The sequence below is a fragment of the Plantactinospora soyae genome (assembly GCF_014874095.1).
Lineage (GTDB): Bacteria > Actinomycetota > Actinomycetes > Mycobacteriales > Micromonosporaceae > Plantactinospora > Plantactinospora soyae.
In genome coordinates, this window is sequence record NZ_JADBEB010000001.1 from 8,814,101 (window position 1) to 8,832,748 (window position 18,648).

The 18,648-nt window shown below is 70.7% G+C and carries 18 protein-coding genes; 4 read left to right on the plus strand and 14 right to left on the minus strand.

The window, feature by feature from the left end; all coding sequences use genetic code 11:
• Positions 1–60: 60 nt before the first annotated feature.
• Entirely contained in the window at positions 61–822 is a 762-nt protein-coding gene (locus H4W31_RS38345; RefSeq protein ID WP_192771075.1) for an enoyl-CoA hydratase/isomerase family protein, read from the minus strand.
• A gap of 46 nt (positions 823–868) precedes the next feature.
• The gene (locus tag H4W31_RS38350) at positions 869–1,096 is read right to left on the minus strand and encodes a helix-turn-helix domain-containing protein (protein ID WP_007462679.1); all 228 of its coding nucleotides are present in this window, start codon (positions 1,094–1,096) and stop codon (positions 869–871) included.
• A 410-nt stretch (positions 1,097–1,506) separates the two neighbouring features.
• On the opposite strand from H4W31_RS38350, the gene H4W31_RS38355 reads away from it, so the two are divergent.
• Entirely contained in the window at positions 1,507–2,109 is a 603-nt protein-coding gene (locus tag H4W31_RS38355) for a cadmium resistance transporter (protein ID WP_192771076.1), read from the plus strand.
• A gap of 36 nt (positions 2,110–2,145) precedes the next feature.
• Here the strand turns inward: H4W31_RS38355 and H4W31_RS38360 are convergent, their stop codons facing one another.
• Positions 2,146–3,753 (minus strand): ABC-F family ATP-binding cassette domain-containing protein, encoded by a 1,608-nt coding sequence (locus H4W31_RS38360; RefSeq protein WP_192771077.1) that lies wholly within the window; start codon positions 3,751–3,753, stop codon positions 2,146–2,148.
• Positions 3,754–3,960: 207 nt separating this feature from the next.
• Here H4W31_RS38360 and ypfJ point away from each other — a divergent pair, with 207 nt between their 5' ends.
• Complete coding sequence (gene ypfJ / locus H4W31_RS38365; RefSeq protein WP_192771078.1) at positions 3,961–4,863, plus strand: KPN_02809 family neutral zinc metallopeptidase; 903 nt, start codon at positions 3,961–3,963, stop codon at positions 4,861–4,863.
• A 102-nt stretch (positions 4,864–4,965) separates the two neighbouring features.
• Here ypfJ and H4W31_RS38370 read toward each other — a convergent pair whose 3' ends face one another.
• Together H4W31_RS38370 and H4W31_RS38375 are read right to left on the minus strand one after the other, a co-directional pair.
• Positions 4,966–5,616, minus strand: coding sequence for an acVLRF1 family peptidyl-tRNA hydrolase (locus H4W31_RS38370; protein ID WP_192771079.1), 651 nt, complete (start codon positions 5,614–5,616; stop codon positions 4,966–4,968).
• 30 nt (positions 5,617–5,646) lie between these two features.
• Positions 5,647–6,273, minus strand: a complete 627-nt coding sequence (locus H4W31_RS38375; protein WP_192771080.1) for a LysE family transporter — start codon at positions 6,271–6,273, stop codon at positions 5,647–5,649.
• Between the two features lie 306 nt (positions 6,274–6,579).
• Here H4W31_RS38375 and H4W31_RS38380 point away from each other — a divergent pair, with 306 nt between their 5' ends.
• Complete coding sequence (locus H4W31_RS38380; RefSeq protein ID WP_192771081.1) at positions 6,580–9,837, plus strand: penicillin acylase family protein; 3,258 nt, start codon at positions 6,580–6,582, stop codon at positions 9,835–9,837.
• Between the two features lie 94 nt (positions 9,838–9,931).
• Here the strand turns inward: H4W31_RS38380 and H4W31_RS38385 are convergent, their stop codons facing one another.
• From H4W31_RS38385 to H4W31_RS38420, 8 genes are read right to left on the minus strand one after another with little or no spacing between them, the layout of a single operon-like run.
• Positions 9,932–10,309, minus strand: coding sequence for a metal-sulfur cluster assembly factor (locus H4W31_RS38385; protein WP_318783647.1), 378 nt, complete (start codon positions 10,307–10,309; stop codon positions 9,932–9,934).
• Positions 10,306–10,794 (minus strand): Fe-S cluster assembly sulfur transfer protein SufU, encoded by a 489-nt coding sequence (sufU, locus tag H4W31_RS38390; protein ID WP_192771082.1) that lies wholly within the window; start codon positions 10,792–10,794, stop codon positions 10,306–10,308. Before sufU ends, H4W31_RS38385 begins: the two co-directional genes overlap by 4 nt.
• Positions 10,794–12,098 carry a cysteine desulfurase gene (locus H4W31_RS38395; protein ID WP_192771083.1) on the minus strand — a complete coding sequence of 435 codons (1,305 nt, stop codon included), beginning with the start codon at positions 12,096–12,098 and terminating at the stop codon, positions 10,794–10,796. Before H4W31_RS38395 ends, sufU begins: the two co-directional genes overlap by 1 nt.
• Positions 12,099–12,117: 19 nt before the next feature.
• Entirely contained in the window at positions 12,118–12,891 is a 774-nt protein-coding gene (gene sufC / locus H4W31_RS38400; protein ID WP_192771084.1) for a Fe-S cluster assembly ATPase SufC, read from the minus strand.
• Positions 12,888–13,217: a non-heme iron oxygenase ferredoxin subunit gene (locus H4W31_RS38405; RefSeq protein ID WP_192771085.1), complete on the minus strand. Its 330-nt coding sequence runs from the start codon at positions 13,215–13,217 to the stop codon at positions 12,888–12,890. Before H4W31_RS38405 ends, sufC begins: the two co-directional genes overlap by 4 nt.
• The gene (sufD, locus tag H4W31_RS38410; protein ID WP_192771086.1) at positions 13,217–14,377 is read right to left on the minus strand and encodes a Fe-S cluster assembly protein SufD; all 1,161 of its coding nucleotides are present in this window, start codon (positions 14,375–14,377) and stop codon (positions 13,217–13,219) included. The genes H4W31_RS38405 and sufD overlap by 1 nt, the downstream gene beginning before the upstream one ends.
• A gap of 60 nt (positions 14,378–14,437) precedes the next feature.
• The gene (sufB, locus tag H4W31_RS38415; protein ID WP_192771087.1) at positions 14,438–15,868 is read right to left on the minus strand and encodes a Fe-S cluster assembly protein SufB; all 1,431 of its coding nucleotides are present in this window, start codon (positions 15,866–15,868) and stop codon (positions 14,438–14,440) included.
• Positions 15,865–16,626: a helix-turn-helix transcriptional regulator gene (locus H4W31_RS38420; RefSeq protein WP_192771088.1), complete on the minus strand. Its 762-nt coding sequence runs from the start codon at positions 16,624–16,626 to the stop codon at positions 15,865–15,867. Before H4W31_RS38420 ends, sufB begins: the two co-directional genes overlap by 4 nt.
• 107 nt (positions 16,627–16,733) lie before the next feature.
• Between H4W31_RS38420 and H4W31_RS38425 the strand changes: the two genes are divergently transcribed.
• On the plus strand, positions 16,734–17,681 hold the full coding sequence (locus H4W31_RS38425) for a COX15/CtaA family protein (protein ID WP_192771089.1): 948 nt from the start codon (positions 16,734–16,736) through the stop codon (positions 17,679–17,681).
• Between the two features lie 53 nt (positions 17,682–17,734).
• On the opposite strand, the gene H4W31_RS38430 is transcribed toward H4W31_RS38425, so the two are convergent.
• The gene (locus H4W31_RS38430) at positions 17,735–18,643 is read right to left on the minus strand and encodes an ATP-grasp domain-containing protein (protein ID WP_192771090.1); all 909 of its coding nucleotides are present in this window, start codon (positions 18,641–18,643) and stop codon (positions 17,735–17,737) included.
• Positions 18,644–18,648: the final 5 nt, after the last annotated feature.

Below are 18,648 nucleotides of genomic sequence, written 5' to 3' on the forward strand. Positions count from 1 at the left end.
ATCGAATTTATCGGACGCGCCATCGGCGTCCAGGCTATTCGCCGGCTCTGACAGGTCCGGCTATTCACCGGCCCCGACAAGATCACGGAAGCGGCGGGCCTGCGCCTCGCGCTCGGCCCGCTGCTGGTCCGCCGGGGAGCGGCCGGCCGCGCCGGCCAGCAGGGCCTTGATCTCCACCACCGCGTTCCGGTTGCCGGCCAGGATCGCCCCGACGAGATCCTCGACCGCCGCGTCGAGTTCGGTCGGCGGTACGACCACGGTCGCCAGGCCGAGCCGTTCGGCCTCGACCGCGTCGATCCGCCGACCGGTGACGCAGATCTCCAGGGCCCGGGCGTATCCGACCAGGTCCACCAGACGCTTCGTACCGGCGAGGTCGGGCACCAGGCCGAGGGCGACCTCGGCCATCGAGAACCTGGCGTCGTCGGTCAGCACCCGGAGATCGCAGGCAAGCGCGAGTTGGAAACCCGCGCCGATCGCATGGCCCTGCACCGCCGCGATCGAGAGAAGATCGGGGCGGTGCAGCCAGGTGAATCCAGCCTGGAATCCGGCAATGCGATCGGCACACTCCTCCGGTGACAGCGCAGCCAGCACCGCCAGCGAGTTCTCCGCAGCCGGGTCGTTGACCACCGACAGGTCGAGCCCAGCGGAAAAGGCTCGACCCTCGCCCCGCACCACCACGACCCGTACGTCGCCTGGGAGATCCCGGGAGAAGTCATACATCGCCCGCCACATCTCGGGCGTCTGTGCGTTGAGTACGTCGGGCCGGCACAACGTCACTGTCGCGACCGGCCCGTCGCAATTCAGTCGTACGCCGACGGTCACGAATGAATCCGCGGGCGTTCGGGTCCGGACCAGGCTGCTGAGCGGGTCACGCCTTCTTACGACGACGAGCGCCGCCACGCTGACGAAGCTGTACACCAGACTCGGTGAGCACCCGGTGGATGAACCCGTAGGAACGGCCGGTCGAGGCCGCCAGGGCGCGGATGCTTTCGCCGGAGGTATACCGCTTGACCAGGTCCTTGGCGAGCGTCTGGCGCTCGGCTCCGACGATCCGGCGACCCTTCTCAGTGCTGGTGGCTGTGCCAGTGGCTGCCATGTTGATTCCTCACGTCCCAGACTGTGCGGTTCGATACGGTCCCACCTATTAGACCGCCTCGAACGATCATGCGCTAGATATCAACTCTTCGCCAACCGACACGCACAGCAGTGTCAGTTTCCCGATTGAGTGATTGCGCGGTCCGCGCCATCCCTCCTCACCGGGGAGTTTCCGCTGCACCTCAGCGGCGGTATGGGTCCCGCCCGGTCGGTTGCCGACCCGCACGGTCGGGATTTTCGCACCCGCCGGTCGAGTTTCCTTCCGACGCGGTCGGAGTTTCGCTCGCCGCCGATCGAGTTTCCATCCCCGCCCGCGAAGTTCAGCTCGCCGTCGGTCGGGTTTCCGTCTTCCGCTCGGATTCAGTCAGACGGATTCCGCAGAATGGTGATCGACCCCCTACGGTGTCGCATGTGGCAGATCAAGTCGGCATCCTGGCAAGCGCGGTGGCCATCTTCGCCGGCACCAACATCGACGACATTGTCGTACTCACGGTCCTCTTCGTGACCTCGCGCACGGCGGGCCGCCCGCGAACCTGGCAGATCGTCGTCGGTCAGTACGGCGGAATCGGGGTTCTGGTGGCCGCCAGCCTGGCGGGAGCGGCCGGGCTGCTGGTGGTGCCGGACCCGTGGACCGGCCTTCTCGGGTTGCTGCCGCTGGCGCTCGGCGTACGGGCCCTGCTGCGCCGGACCGACGACGACCCGGACACCCCGAAGGTGGTCACCGGGGCGCTCGGGGTGGCCGGGGTGACGATCGCCAACGGCGCGGACAACATCGCCGTCTACGTACCGGTGTTCCGGGCCCTCGGTCCGGCCGAGGTCGGAACGTACCTGCTGGTCTTCGTCGGGCTGATCGCGCTCTGGTGCGCGGCGGCCGCCTGGCTGGGCGGCCACCGCCGGGTGATCCGGCTCGTCGGCCGGGTGGGCCACTGGCTCGTGCCGGTGGTCTTCATCGGCATCGGACTGGTCATCCTGGTCGGCTCCGGCGTGCTCGGCCGGCTCACCGGACTCGGCTGACCGCCAAGGCGATCCGGGCCGGCCGGCGCGGCGGGGTCAGGCCAATTCGACGAGTTCGAGCAGGTCGTCGCTCCAGGCGTCCTCGTCGCCGTCCGGCAGCAGGATCGCCCGGTCGGGCTTGAGCGCCAGCACCGCCCCCGGATCGTGGGTGACCAGCACGATCGCGCCGGGATAGCGGGCAATCGCGTCGAGCACCTGCTCCCGGCTCACCGGATCGAGGTTGTTGGTGGGCTCGTCCAAAAGCAGCACGTTGGCGCCGGAGCAGACCAGTGTGGCCAGCGCCAGCCGGGTCTTCTCGCCGCCGGAGAGCACCCCGGCCGGCTTGTCCACGTCGTCACCGGAGAAGAGGAAGGCGCCGAGGATCTTGCGCAGGTCGGTGTCGGACTGTTCGAAGGCGGCGCTGCGCATGTGCTCCAGGACGGTCCGGTCGATGTCCAGCGTCTCGTGCTCCTGGGCGTAGTAGCCCAGCCGCAGCCCGTGCCCCGGCCGGACCTCACCGGTGTCGGATTTCAGCAGTCCGCCGAGGATGCGCAGCAGGGTGGTCTTGCCGGCACCGTTGAGCCCGAGGATCGCCACCCGGGAGCCACGGTCCACCGCGACGTTCACATCGGTGAAGATCTCCAACGAGCCGTACGACTTCGACAGGCCGGACGCGGTGAGCGGCGTCTTACCGCAGGATGCCGGACTGGGGAAGCGCACCTTGGCCACCCTGTCGGCGACCCGCGCGTCCTCCAGCCCGGAGAGCAGCTTCTCGGCCCGGCGGGCCATGTTCTGCGCGGCCACCGTCTTGGTCGCCTTGGCCCGCATCTTGTCGGCCTGGGCCATCAGCGCCCCGGCCTTCTTCTCGGCATTGGCCCGTTCCCGGCGCCGCCGCCGCTCGTCGGTCTCCCGCTGTTCCAGGTAGGTCTTCCAGCCGACGTTGTAGACGTCCACCACCGAGCGGGTGGCGTCCAGGAACCAGACCTTGTTGACCACGGACTCCAGCAGCGAGCCGTCGTGACTGATCACGATCAGCCCACCCTTGTGCCCGGCGAGAAAGCCACGCAGCCAGGTGATCGAGTCGGCGTCGAGGTGGTTGGTCGGCTCGTCGAGCAGCAGGATCCCGCCGCTGCCGGCCGCCGCGTCCCGGAACAGGATTCGGGCCAGCTCGACCCGGCGGCGCTGGCCACCGGAGAGGGTGCCGATGGTCTGGCCGAGCACCCGGTCGGGCAGCCCGAGGTTGGCGCAGATCCGGGCCGCCTCGGCCTCGGCGGCGTACCCGCCGAGGGAGGCGAACTGGTCCTCCAGGGTGCCGTACCGGCGGACGAGCCGTTCGTCCCCGGACTCGTCGGTGAGCCGCTCCTCGATCTCCTTCATCTGGGCCATCAGGACGTCCAGGCCCCGCGCGGAGAGCACCCGGTCCCGGGCGGTCACCCCGAGATCGCCGGTCCGGGGGTCCTGCGGGAGGTAGCCCACCGAGCTGCGCCGGTCGATCTGGCCGGTGTACGGCTGCCCCTCGCCGGCCAGCACCTTCAGCGTGGTGGTCTTGCCCGCGCCATTACGGCCGACCAGACCGATCCGGTCGCCGGGCTGCACCCGCAGGGTGGTGTCGGACAGCAGGATCCGGGCGCCGGCACGGAGTTCCAGGCCGCTCGCAGTGATCATCTCGGAGAACTCGCTCTCGGGGTCGAAGGCTGACTCAGGGCACACAAACCAGCCGGCGGATCTCGTCGATCCGTCGGCGCGGGGCGTTCAGCCTTCGCAGAGCAGCACGGAACCGATTGTACCGGGCGGCTCGGCGGAGCCGTCCACGGATTACCAATCAAGATCAACGGGTATCGCCAACACCAAAATCGGGCGATCGGGGTTGTGATGGAACTCAACGAGGACGCACGCATCGATACCAGCCAGGTGGAGGACCGGCGCGGGTCCGGCGGCGGCGGGGTGGCCGGGATCCCCATCTCCGGCCGGGGCGGCCTGATCGGCCTGGTGATCACGGTCCTGGTGGCGCTGGCCGGCGGTGGCTTCGGAATCAGCCAGCTGACCGGGGACGGCGGGGACCAGGGCGACAACACCGCGCTCGAGCAGCGGTGCAACGCCGAGGACGCCCTCCGACACCTCGACTGTCGCAACAACCTTTTCATCAACTCCATCCAGTCGTACTGGCAGCGGGCGTTGCCGGAGCACTTCGACCGGCCGTACCAGCAGTCCGACACGGTCTTCTTCGAGCAGGCGGTGAGCAGCGGCTGTGGCCAGGCCGACTCGGGCGTGGGGCCGTTCTACTGCCCCCTCGACGACAAGGTCTACATCGACCTGAGCTTCTACCGGGTACTCGCCGAACAACTGGGCGCCCCCGGCGAGTTCGCCCAGCCGTACGTCCTGGCGCACGAGTACGGCCACCACGTGCAGGACCTGCTCGGCACCGAGGCGCGGGTACGCGGGCAGCGGGAACAGAGCCCGGACGACGCCAACCGGCTCTCGGTGCTGCTCGAACTCCAGGCGGACTGCTACGCGGGCGCCTGGGCGAAGAACGCCACCGGTACCGCCGACGAGCGGGGTGTGAAGATCTTCACCAGCCTCAGCGACCAGGACATCCAGGAGGGCCTGGACACGGCGGCGGCGATCGGCGACGACGCGATCCAGCGCAGGTCCGGCGGCCGGATCGACGAGTCGCAGTTCACCCACGGCAGTTCGGCGGACCGGCAGAAGTGGTTCAACACCGGCTACCAGAATGGCAACCCGACCGCCTGCGACACCTTCCAGAACGCCCGCTGAGCCCGGCCGGCTCTCCGCTGGGCAACCGGATCGCCGCCGACCGGTCGGGGCCCGAGGCCGGCCCCGACCGGGGGCGGGAGCGGTGGCGTCGCGGCCGTACCCTCACTGCGGGTCCCGGACCAGCACGCGTACCGCGCGGGCGGCGGTGACCGCGTCGACCAGGACCGCGTGTCGGGGTTCGGGCACGTCGAGCAGCCGTTCCGCGCGCAGCGGCACCAGCGGCGCCAGCCGCCGGTCGGCGAGGATCCCGTCCACCGCCAGCCGGTCGCCGCCGCCCACCACCGCCGCGAGCCGGTCGGCCTCCGGCAGCAGCAGCCGGACCGCCAACTCGGCCGCGTCCGCCATGGCCGCCTTCGCCTGGTTGTCCCGCCGCCGGGCGAAGCGCTGCTGGGACCAGCCACCGGCGGCGGTACGGCCCTGCACGTACCGCCTGTCCACCTTGGAGACCACGAGCCGTTCGCCGTCGGCGACCCCGACCGCGACCGCGCCCTTGCGGGCCAGCAGCAGGCCCAACCGGCGCGGTGCCTGGACGGCCGCGAGGAATCCGGCCAGGTCCTCGGCGCCGGGCACCCCCGGCGGCGGATGCAGCACCGCGGTGGTGCCGTCCGGGGCGGCGAGCCGGAGCCCGTCCGGCACCGGGCCGGTCTCCGGCGGTCCGCCGTGGCGCTCGGTGAAGCCCTCGATCCAGCGCACCATCCGGGCCGGCGGGACGTCCACCCAGCGGCCACCCCCGGCAGCGGGTCGGCTGTTCATCACCAGACCGTACGGCACCGTCCAGCCGGATCAGCGCAGCAGCAGTTCGACAGCGAGCACCACGATCAGGGTGCTGGAGACGAGCGCGGTGGCCAGCCGACCCCGGGGCCCGGCCAGCAGCCGGCCGAGCAGCGAGCCGCCGGAGGCGACCAGCAACTGCCAACTCGCCGACGCACCGAACGCCGCCGCCACGAACGCCAGTTCCTCGCCCGCCGACCAGTCCACGGCGGCCTGCCGTCCGATCACCAGCGCGGCGAAGTAGAGGACCGTCAACGGGTTCAGCAGGGTCAGCGCCAGCAACCCGCCGTACGCCCGGGCCGGGGTGCCCAGGCTGCGGTCGGTGACGGCGACCCGGCCCTGGTCACGCCGATGCCGGAGGGCGCCGTACGCACCCGAGGCCGCCAGCCCGAGCAGTACGGCGACGGCGGTCCAGCGCAGCGGCTCGGCGACCGGCTCGATCAGGCCGGCGAGGGCGGCGCCACCGAGCACTGCGACGGCGGCGTAGAGCCCGTCGGCGGTGGCCACCCCCAGGGCCGCCGCCGCGCCCACCCGGATCGAGGTCCGCGCGGCCAGGCCGATCACGAGGATCGCGATGGCCCCGACGGGTACGGCGACGCCGTACCCGGCCAGCAGGCCGGCGACGAACGCGTCGGTCACGACGGCTGCGGGTCGATCCACACCGGACCGGCGCACCGCTGCTGTCGCCGGGCGGCCGAAGCCACGACGGCGGAAGCACGGGTGCGGAGGGTCGGCGTGATCATGCACCGATTCTGACCGGTAGCGAGCGGCCCCGCGACGGATTATCGGGCCAGGGCCCGGCCCCCGCGGCGCGGCCGGATCGCCCGCCCGGGACGGAACCGCGATCGGGCGCTGCCGGTCTATCTATCGACAGCGTGAGATAGATACCATTTGGAACCTGAGTGTCCTTCAGGTATGCCCGGACGCCGGCGGAAGGATTCCCCCATGCCCCGACGCGCCACCTTCCGACGCGCAACCGCCGCCGGCATCGCCGCACTGACCGTGGCGGCGATCGCGTTGACCGCCACCCCCGCACCGGCCGCACCGCCCGGAACCGGCCCGGCGACCGCCGCTGCCCCGGCCGCGCGGGCGGCCACGACCGCCTTCGTGGCCGGCGACCACTGCCTGGGTGAGTGTGCCGACATCCTGCCGCCCGGCCAGAACGGCAACGCCACCCTGGTCGACGTGCTCGCCAACCAGGCGCTGGGCGTCCTGCCGGCGCACTCGGGCGACCAGCTCGGCCCGTACGCCGACCTGGTCTACTCGTACGCCGGGTTGCGCGAGGAGCAGATCGGGGCGTTCTTCAACGACGCCTCCTTCGGAGTGCCGGCGGGCCAGGCCGAACGTACCTACTCCCCCCGTGCCGACGTGACGATCGTGCGGGACCGGGCGAACGGGATCCCGCACGTCACCGGCACCACCCGGGGCGGCACCATGTACGGCGCCGGGTACGCCGGCGCGGAGGACCGGCTCTTCACGATGGACCTGCTCCGGCGGGTCGGCCGGGGCACGCTCACCCCGTTCGCCGGTGGGGCGCCGGGCAACCGGGCGTTGGAACAGAGCGTCTGGCGCAACTCGCCGTACCGGGAGGCGGACCTGCAGGCCCAGGTCGCCGCGCTGCGCGACCAGGGTGCCCGGGGCGAGCAGCTCTACGCCGACGTGCAGGAGTACATCGCCGGGATCAACGCCTACATCCGGCACTGCATGGCGAACCGCAACTGCCCCGGCGAGTACGTGCTGACCGGCCACCTGGACGCGATCACCAACGCGGGCGGGCCGGAACAGTTCCAGATGACCGACCTGATCGCGATCGCCGGGGTGGTCGGCGGGCTGTTCGGCGGCGGCGGGGGCCATGAGATGCAGTCCGCCCTGGTCCGGATCGCCGCCCGGGCCCGGTACGGACCGGTCGAGGGCGACCGGGTCTGGACCGCGTTCCGGGCGCAGAACAATCCGGAGACGGTGCTGACCCTGCACGAGGGGCAGAGCTTCCCGTACGGCGCCGCGGACCCGGACGGGCCGAGCGTCGTACTGCCCGATCCGGGTTCCGCCCGGGTGGAGCCGGTGACCACCAGTCCCAGCGGATCGGCCCGGAAGTCCACCGGCGGCCCGTCGGAGCTGGCCGCCGCCCTGTCCGGCCTGACCATCACCCCGGCCAACCGGGGCATGTCGAACGCCGCCGTCATCTCCGGCGCGCACTCCGAGACCGGCCATCCGGTCGCCGTCTTCGGCCCGCAGACCGGGTACTTCGCGCCGCAGTTGCTGATGATGCAGGAGTTGCAGGGACCGGGAATCAGTGCCCGGGGCGCCGCCTTCGCCGGGGTCAACCTCTACGTGCTGCTCGGCCGGGGCCAGGACTACGCGTGGAGCGCCACCTCGTCCAGCCACGACATCACCGACACGTACGTCCTACCGCTGTGCACGGTGGACGGCAGCACCCCCACCCTGGCCAGCAACCACTACCGGTACCGGGGGCAGTGCCTGGCGATGGAGGAGCTCTCCCACGTCAACTCGTGGCGGCCGACCCTCGCGGACAGCACCCCGGCCGGCTCGTACCGCATGATCGCCTGGCGGACCAAGCTGGGGCTGGTGGGCTGGCGGGGCACCGTGGACGGTGCGCCGCACGCCTTCACCCAGCTCCGCTCCACCTACCGGCACGAGGCCGACTCCGCGATCGGGTTCCAGCTGTTCAACGATCCGGCCGCGATGGGCAGCGCGGCGCAGTTCATCACGGCGGCGGCCGAGGTCGAGTACGCCTTCAACTGGTTCTACGTCAACGCGGCCGAGTCGGCGTACTACAACTCCGGGCTCAATCCGGTCCGGGCCGCCGGGGCCAACCCGAACCTGCCGATCCGGGCCGAGCCGGCGTACGAGTGGCAGGGCTACGACCCGGAGACCAACACGGCCGACTACGCCCCGATCGCGGCGCATCCGCAGTCGGTGGACCAGGACTACTACGTCTCCTGGAACAACAAGCAGGCCAAGGACTTCGGTGCGGCCGACGGCAACTTCAGTTTCGGCTCGGTGCACCGGGGTGACCTGCTGGACAGGCCGATCCGGGCGGCGCTGGAGGCCGGCCAGAAGTTCGACCGGGCCTCGTTGACCTCCCTGGTGGAGCGCGCCGGGCTGACCGACCTACGCGGGATCGAGGTCCTGGACGAGCTGATCCGGGTGCTGGAGAGCCAACCGGTCGGCGACGCCGGCCTGGCCGGGACCGTGGACCGGCTGAAGGCGTGGCGACAGGCCGGCGCGTTGCGGGTGGAGACCGCCCGGGGCTCGAAGACGTACCAGCACGCCGAGGCGATCCGGATCTTCGACGCCTGGTGGCCACTGCTGGTCCGGGGGCAGTTCGCCGCCCCGCTCGGCGCCGACCTCTACCAGGCGATGGTCAACGCCATGCAGATCAACGAGTCGCCGTCCGGGCAGCAGCGCGGGGACACCTCGGACCTGCCCGGTTCGGCCGCCGAGGCGCAGACGCACAAGGGTTCGTCGTTCCAGTACGGCTGGTGGAGCTACGTCGACGCCGACCTGCGGGCCGTGCTCGGCGAGCCGGTACCGGGCGGGCCGGGTCGGACGTACTGCGGGGACGGCAACCTCTCCGCCTGCCGGCAGATCCTGCTCGACACGCTGCGGACCGCCGCCGCCCAGCCGGCCGCGCAGGTCTACCCCGGCGACGACCACTGCACGGCCGGGGACCAGTGGTGTGCCGACGCCATCGTGCAGTCCCCGCTCGGCGGGATCAAGCACGCCACGATCGCCTGGCAGAACCGGCCGACGTACCAGCAGGTGGTGTCCTTCCCGGCCCGGCGGGGCGACGACCTGACCAACCTGGCCGCGGGGCGGTCGGTGGCCGCGTCGAGCAGCCAGACCGGCAACGGCGCGGCCCGGGCGGTGGACGGAAACCCCGGTACCCGCTGGGCCAGTTCCTGGGCCGACAACCAGTCGATCACCGTGGACCTGGGTGGCGTCCGGTCCGTCAGCCGGGCGGTACTGAGCTGGGAGGCGGCCTACGCCCGGTCGTACCGGATCGAGGTCTCCACCGACGGCGGCACCTGGCGTCCGGTCTGGTCGACCACCGTCGGCGACGGCGGTACGGACAACGTCGACTTCGCCGCCACCCCGGCCCGCTACGTCCGGATGTACGGCCAGACCCGCGCCACCGGCTACGGCTTCTCCCTCTGGGAGTTCCAGGTCCACGCCCACTGACAGGTCCACGCCCACTGACCGGAGAGGTCACCGAAGACGTCGACGGCCTGTTGTCCACACCGCGACAACAGGCCGTCCATCCTCGCGAAAACAGTTACACGTTGAAGCCCAGGGCGCGAAGCTGGTCGCGGCCCTCGTCGGTGATCTTGTCGGGGCCCCACGGCGGCAGCCACACCCAGTTGATCCGGATGTCGGAGACCAGTCCGCCACCAGGGCCGGTGGTCAGCGCCGACCGCGTCTGGTCCTCGATCACGTCGGTCAGCGGGCAGGCCGCCGAGGTCAGCGTCATGTCCAGGGTCGCGACGTTCTCGTCGTCGATGTGCACCCCGTACACCAGACCGAGGTCGACCACGTTGATGCCCAGCTCGGGGTCGACGACGTCCTTCATCGCCTCTTCGACGTCGGCGACCGCGGCCTTGCCGGTCGACCCCGTCGACTCGGTCGACGCGGTCGCCATGTCCTGATCAGTCATGCCGTCTTCACCTCGCTCCGCTCGTTCTTGTCATCACTACCGGCCTCGAACTCGACCCCGGCCCGCGCCGCGGCGTCCTTGAACGCCATCCACGGCAGCAACGCGCACTTCACCCGGGCGGGATAGCGGGCCACCCCGGCGAACGCCACCGCGTCGCCCAGCAGTTCCTCGTCCGGGGTCACCTGACCCCGGCCCGACATCAACTCGACGAAGGCCGCGTGCACCGCGAACGCCTCCTCGGCGCCCCGGCCGGTCAGCAGCTCGTGCAGCACGCTCGCCGAGGCCTGGCTGATCGAGCAACCCAGACCGTCGTACGACACGTCACTGAGCGTGTCGTCGTCGAGGGCGATCCGTACCGTCACCTCGTCCCCGCAGGTCGGGTTGACGTGATGTGCCTCGGCGGCGTACGGCTCGCGCAGCCCGCGCCCGTGCGGATGCTTGTAGTGGTCCAGGATGATCTCCTGGTAAAGCTGGTCGACCTGCATTACCCGAACACCTTCCGTACCTGTTCCAGCCCGCGCACCAGGGCGTCGACCTCGCTGGTCGTGGTGTACAGGTAAAACGAGGCGCGGGTGGTCGCCGGTACGCCGAACCGTACGCAGACCGGTCGCGCACAGTGATGGCCGACCCGTACCTCGACACCCTGGGCGTCCAGCACCTGACCCACGTCGTGCGGGTGGATGCCGTCCAGTGCGAACGAGATGGTGCCACCCCGGCCGATCGGCACCGTCGGCCCGAAGATCCGCAACCCGGGCACCGTGTCCAGGGCGTCCAGCGCGTACGCCGTCAGCTCCTTCTCGTGCCACTGGATCGCCCGCATCCCGATCCCGGACAGGTAGTCCACCGCCGCGCCCAGCGCCACCGCCTCGGCGATCGGCGGAGTACCCGCCTCGAACCGGGCCGGCGGCGCCGCGTACGTCGAGCCGGCCATGGTGACCGTCTCGATCATCGAACCACCGCCGAACACCGGCGGCATCGCGGCCAGCAGCTCGCCTCGGCCCCACAACACGCCGATGCCGCTCGGCGCGCACATCTTGTGCCCGGTGAAGGCGATGAAGTCGGCGTCCAGGTCGACCACGTCGATCGGCAGGTGCGGCACCGACTGCGAGCAGTCGAGCAGCAGCAGCGCGCCGACCTGGCGGACCCGCTCGGTGATCCGGGCGGTGGCGTTGATCGTGCCGAGGATGTTGGACATGTGCACGAACGAGACCAGCCTGGTCCGCTCGTTGACCAACTCCTCCAGGTTCGACTCGTCGAGCCGGCCCCCGTCGGTGACGCCGAACCAACGCAGCGTGGCGCCGGTCCGCTCGCAGAGCAGCTGCCACGGCACGATGTTCGAGTGGTGCTCCATCTCGGAGATCACGATCTCGTCGCCGGGGCCGAGCCGGAACCGGGGGTCACCGCCGGTGCCGACCGAGGCGTTCGAGAAGGCGTACGCGACCAGGTTGATCGCCTCGGTGGAGTTCTTGGTGAACACCACCTCGTCCGGGCTCGGCGCGTTGATGAACGCCGCGACCTTGCCCCGGGCCCCCTCGTACGCCTCCGTCGCCTCGGTCCCGACGGTGTGCACCGAGCGGGAGACGTTGCCGTTGTGCCGCTCGTAGTGCTCCCGCAGCGCGTCGAGCACCTGGCGGGGCTTCTGCGAGGTGTTCGCGCTGTCCAGGTAGACCAGCGGGTGGCCGTTGACCTCGCGACCCAGGATCGGGAAGTCCGCCCGTACCGCCTCCACGTCGAACCGCGGCACGTCGTCGTACTGTGGCATCCCCGGTGGGATCGCGATCGTGGTCATCTCGATGGTGCCCTTCCGCTCAGGCCCGGGCCGTGCCGGCGCCGGCGACGTACCGCTCGTAGCCCTCGGCCTCCAGCTTCTCGGCCAGCTCCGGGCCACCCTGCTCGACGATCCGGCCGGCCACGAAGACGTGCACGAAGTCGGGCTTGATGTAGCGCAGGATCCGGGTGTAGTGGGTGATCAGCAGCAGGCCGGTCTGTCCGGTCTCGCGGACCCGGTTGACTCCCTCGCTGACCACCCGCAGGGCGTCGATGTCGAGCCCGGAGTCGGTCTCGTCGAGGATGGCCACCTTCGGCGCGAGCAGCTCGAGCTGGACGATCTCGTGCCGCTTCTTCTCACCGCCGGAGAAGCCCTCGTTCACGTTGCGCTGGGCCATCGCGGGGTCCATCTGCAGCCGCTCCATCGCGCCGCGCAGCTCGCCGGCCCAGGTACGCAGCTTCGGCGCCTCGCCGTCCACCGCCGTCTTCGCGGTACGCAGGAAGTTCGCCACCGACACCCCGGGCACCTCGACCGGGTACTGCATCGCCAGGAAGAGGCCGGCGCGGGCCCGCTCGTCCACGGTCATCGACAGCACGTCGGTGCCGTCGAGCAGCACCTCGCCGCTGGTGATCTGGTACTTCGGGTGGCCGGCGATCGAGTAGGCCAGGGTCGACTTACCGGACCCGTTCGGGCCCATGATCGCGTGAGTCTCCCCCGCCCGCACGGTGAGGTCGACTCCGGCCAGGATCGGCTTCAGCTCGCCGTCGGGCAGCTTGACCGACACCTGCAGGTCACGGATCTCAAGAACACTCATGGCGCGGAAACTCCATTACTCGGCGTGAGACTCAGGTAGATGTCGCCGTCGCGGATCTCGACGGGGTATACGGGTACGGGTTCGGTCGCCGGCAGCCCGGTGGGCTCACCGGTACGCAGGTCGAAGCGGGAGCCGTGCAGCCAGCACTCCAGGGAACAGCCGTCGACCTCGCCCTCGGAGAGCGCGACCGCGGCGTGCGAGCACTCGTCGCGTACGGCGTAGAAGTTGCCGTCCTCGGCGTGTACGACGGCGACCTCGGTGCCGTCGACGTCCGCCTGGATGGCGGTGCCCTTCGGCACGTCCTCGGTCGAACAGATCCGGATCATCAGACGGCGGCCTTGCTGAGCCGTACCTCGATCTGCTCGCCGAGCCGGTCGCGCAGCGCCTCGGCCGGGATCTTGTTCAGCAGCTCGGCGAAGAAGCCCCGGACGACCAGCTTGCGCGCCTGGTCCTCCGGAATTCCCCGGGCCATCAGGTAGAACAACTGCTCGTCGTCGAACCGTCCGGTGGTGCTGGCGTGGCCAGCACCGGCCACCTCGCCGGTCTCGATCTCCAGGTTGGGCACCGAGTCGGCGCGGGCGCCCTCGGTCAGCACCAGGTTGCGGTTGATCTCGTAGGTGTCGGTGCCGGTGGCCGCCGCCCGGATCAGCACGTCGCCGACCCAGACGGTGTGCGCGCTGGCGCCCTGCAACGCGCCCCGGTAGCCGACGTAGCTGCGGCAGTCCGGCACGCTGTGGTCGACGAGCTGCCGGTGCTCCAGGTGCTGCCCGGCGTCGGCGAAGTAGAGGCCGTACAGCTCGGCCTCGCCGCCCCGACCGGTGTACTCCACGCTGGTGTACTGCCGGACCAGCTCCCCGCCGAGGGTGACCTGTACGTGCGTCACCTTGGCGTCCCGGCCCAGCTTGACCTTCAGGTGCTGGGCCTGCACCGAGTCCGGCGCCCAGTCGGCGACCGTGACCAGGGTGAGCTTCGCGCCCTCGGCGACCGCCACCTCGACGTTGTCGGCCAGGGTCACCGAGCCGGTCTGCTCCAGCACCAGGGTCACCTCGGCGAACCGGCCGACGTCGACGAAGGTGTGCCCGAACGAGGCACCGTCGGCGCCCTGCCCGACCAGCCGGACCGACACCGGTTCCGCCGGCCGGGTCTCCGGGGCCACCGCGATGACGACCGCCTCGGCCGCCCGGCCGTGGGCCAGCGCGCTGATCCGGTCGAACGGGGTCAGCACGCTGCCGATCCGGGCGTCACCCTCGTGCACGCCGCCGAACGTCACTCCGTCCGGCAGCGCGTCGACCTCGTAGCGCAGCCGGCCGTCGGTCGGGGTGAACCCGTCGTCGGCCAGTCCACGCAGCCGCTTGAGCGGAGTGAACCGCCACTCCTCCTCCAGACCGGTGAGGGCCGGGAAGTCGCCGACGTCGTAGGAGCGGAGCGTCTGCGCCTTGGTCTGCGGCCCGCCTGGTGCCGTGGGCGCGAATGCTTCGGTAGTCATCTCTTCCTTGGTCTTGTCTCACGAGGTCCGAGGCGAACGGATGGAATCGGCGTGCCGGCGTCAGCCGACCGCGCCCTCCATCTGCAGCTCGATCAGCCGGTTGAGTTCCAGGGCGTACTCCATCGGGAGTTCCTTGGCGATCGGCTCGATGAAGCCGCGCACGATCATCGCCATCGCCTCGTCCTCGGTCATGCCCCGGCTCATCAGGTAGAAGAGCTGGTCCTCGCTGACCTTGGAGACGGTCGCCTCGTGCCCCATCGACACGTCGTCCTCGCGGATGTCGACGTACGGATAGGTGTCCGAGCGGGAGATCGCGTCCACCAGCAGCGCGTCGCACTTCACCGTCGACCGGCTGTGGTGCGAACCCTCCAGCACCTGGACCAGGCCCCGGTAGGAGGTCCGGCCACCGCCCCGGGCGATCGACTTGGAGACGATCGTGCTCGACGTGTGCGGGGCGGCGTGCACCATCTTGGCGCCCGCGTCCTGGTGCTGCCCCTCGCCGGCCATCGCCACCGAGAGCACCTCGCCCTTGGCGTGCTCGCCGGTCATGTAGACCGCCGGGTACTTCATGGTGACCTTGGAGCCGATGTTGCCGTCGATCCACTCCATGGTCGCGCCCTCGTGGCAGACCGCCCGCTTGGTGACCAGGTTGTAGACGTTGTTCGACCAGTTCTGGATGGTCGTGTAGCGGCAGCGCGCGTTCTTCTTCACGATGATCTCGACGACCGCGCTGTGCAGCGAGTCGGAGGAGTAGATCGGCGCGGTGCAACCCTCGACGTAGTGCACGTACGCGCCCTCGTCGACGATGATCAGCGTCCGCTCGAACTGGCCCATGTTCTCCGTGTTGATCCGGAAGTACGCCTGCAGCGGGATCTCCACCTGCACGCCCTTGGGCACGTAGATGAACGAGCCACCGGACCAGACCGAGGTGTTGAGCGCGGCGAACTTGTTGTCGCCGACCGGGATCACCGTGCCGAAGTACTCCTTGAAGACGTCCTCGTGCTCCTTGAGCGCGGTGTCCGTGTCCAGGAAGAGGACGCCCTGCTCCTCAAGGTCCTCGCGGATCTTGTGGTAGACCACCTCGGACTCGTACTGGGCGGCGACACCGGCGACCAGCCGCTGCTTCTCGGCCTCCGGGATGCCCAGCCGGTCGTAGGTGTTCTTGATCTCCTCGGGCAGGTCCTCCCAGCTGGCGGCCTGCTTCTCCGTGGAGCGGACGAAGTACTTGATGTTGTCGAAGTGGATCCCGCTCAGGTCGGCGCCCCAGTTCGGCATCGGCTTGCGCCCGAACAGCCGCAGTCCCTTCAACCGGAGGTCGAGCATCCAGGCCGGCTCGTTCTTCTTGGCGGAGATGTCCCGTACCACCGCCTCACTGAGGCCGCGCTGGGCGCTCGTGCCGGCCACGTCGGAGTCGGCCCAGCCGTACTCGTAGCGTCCCAGGGCGGCGAGCTGCTCCTCCTGCGTCAGGGGCTGGACGATCTGCTCGGTCATCTATCTGTCCTCACATTGATGACGGAATGTATCGACTGGGCCGGAATGTGCGTGGTGCACACTCCGTCACCGTGGGCGATGGTGGCCAGGCGCTGCACGTGGGTGCCGACCAGGCGGGAGATGACCGCCGTCTCGGCCTCGCACAGCTGGGGAAACTCCGCGGCCACGTGGGCCACCGGGCAGTGGTGCTGGCACAACTGGCCACCGGAGGCGATCGTGGACGCGTTGGCAGCGTATCCCTCCGCGGTGAGCGCCTCGGCAAGTGCCTCGGCCCTGGCCAGCGGATCGTTCCCGGCGCCCTCCATGGCCGCCCGGCAGCGGGCCTCCAGCGCGGAGACCTGCTCGGCGGCGAACGCGCCCACCGCGTCCGGGCCGCCCTGCCGGGAGATCCAGCGCAGTGCGGCGGTGGCCATCCCGTCGTAGGTGTGCGTGCCGCAGCGTCGCCGCCCCGAGTCGGTGAGCCGGAACAACTTGGCGGGCCGTCCCCGACCACGCTGGCCGCGTACGGCCTGGTCACGGGCGATGACCTCGCCGTCGGCCAGCATCGAGTCGAGGTGTCGGCGGATGGCCGCGGAGCCGAGACCCAGTTCCGTACCGAGCTGGGCGGCGGTCGCCGCACCGTGCTCCAGCAGCAACTGGGTCACCCGGTCCCGGGTGGTACGCCCGTCAGGCCCGCCGACCGGACCGGCGGCGACGACAGGACCGGCGACCGGCTCGGTCGCCTGCTCCTGCTCGGAGTACACCGCCAGGTTTTTCACAACGCCAACGTTACGTATTTCATCCAAGGTCCGCAAACCCGGGCTCCGGTGATCCGGACCACCGGGCGGCGGGCTTGCCGTCCAGCATGATCACATTTGCACGTACGATGGCCGACGTGAGCCGATTCGGCGAATTCTCTGGCAAACCCACCCTATCGCGGTTGGCGCTCGCCTCCGTGGTGGGGAACGTCCTGATCGTCGGCACCGGCGGCGCGGTCCGACTGACCAAATCCGGTCTCGGCTGCCCGACCTGGCCCCGCTGTACGGACGAGTCGTACGTGGCGACCAGCGAGATGGGCGTACACGGGGTGATCGAGTTCGGCAACCGGCTGCTCACCTTCGCCCTCGCCGCCGTGGTCATCGCCGGAGTGGTCGCGGCGTGGCGGCAGCGCCCCCGCCGCCGGCCCCTGCGGCTGCTCGCCGTCGCCGCCGCCTTCGGCATCCCGGCGCAGGCGATGGTCGGCGGCCTGACCGTGCTCACCAACCTCAACCCGTGGGTGGTCGGGCTGCACTTCCTGGCCTCCATGGCCGTCATCGCGGCGGCCTTCGCGTTCTGGCGGCGCACCCTCGAACCGGACGACCCGGCCCGGCCGACCGTGCCCACCCCGCTGCGCGGGCTCGCCTGGGTCGTCGCCGGGGTGACCGCGGCGGTCCTGGTGGTCGGCACCTGGGTGACCGGAAGCGGACCGCACTCCGGCGACGCGGGCGCGGCCCGCAACGACCTGGACCCGGAGACGATCTCCCAGGTGCACGCCGACATGGTGTTCCTGCTGCTCGGCCTCGCCATCGCGCTGTGGTTCGCCCTGCGGGCCGTACGCGCCCCCGCCGGGGCACTCCGGGCGGCCGGCCTGCTCCTGCTGGCCATCCTGGGCCAGGGCCTGATCGGCTTCGTGCAGTACCTCACCGGGCTGCCGGTCCTGCTGGTCGGCGCGCACATGCTCGGCTCCTGCCTGGTCTGGCTGGCCGCGCTGGCGGTGCTCTGGTCGACCCGGGAACGCCGGCCAGCCGGCATCGCCGAGACACCGCAGCCGCACCTCGCCACCGCATCGGTGTAAGGAAGGGCCCCTTCTTATCGTTTTCGGTAGAAGAAGGGGCCCTTGCTAACCGGTCAGCGCACCCGGGCGGCGATGGCGTCGGCGAAGCGCTCCGCCGCGCCCGGGTCGTGGGCCAGGAAGAGTGACGGCTCGGTGAGTTCGACCTCGACCAGCACCGGCGCCCCGTCCGGGCCCGGGATCAGGTCCACCCGGGCGTAGAGCGGCCGGCCCGGCCCGCCGGGCAGTGCCGCGAGCACCCGTTCGGCGACCGCCAACTCGGCCTCCTCCGGGGTACGCGGGCTGATCTGCTCCGCCCGGAACAGCCCCTCGGCGCCGTAGTCCGGACCGAGGAGCATCGGCCCCTTCCGGATCGCGTGGCTGAACCGCAGGCCGTCGGGGCCGGCGAAGAACAGCAGCGCCGTCTCGCCCGCGCTGTCCACCGCGCTCAGGTAGGGCTGCACCATGACCTGCCGCCCGGCCGCGTGGAGCCGCTTGACGTGGGCCAGGGCCAGTTGCCGGTGCTCGACGTTCGCCAGGTCGTAGCGGCCGGTGTCGAGGCTGCCGGCCCCGATCGCGGGTTTGAGGACGTACTCGCCGGTGGCCGGTGGATCGTTCCAGTCGGCGTTCGGATCCAGCCAGGTGGTCGGCGCGGTGGGCACTCCGGCGGCGGCCAGCTCGCGCAGGTACCGCTTGTCGGTGTTCCACCGGACCAGGTCGGCCGGGTTCGCCAGCGCGGGCACCGTCTCGGCCCAGGCGACGAACTCGGCCCGCCTCGACGGGTAGTCCCAGGGCGACCGGAGCACCGCGAGGCGGTAGCCGGCCCAGTCCACCTCGGCGCTGTCCCAGACCACCGGCTCCACCGATATGCCGCGATCGGCGAGCGGGGCCGACAACAGTCGGTCGTCCGGATCCAGTTCCGGTAGTTCGGCACAGGTAATGAGAGCGACCCGGGGCTTACCCCGGGCCGCGCGGTTATCGGACAAAAGAT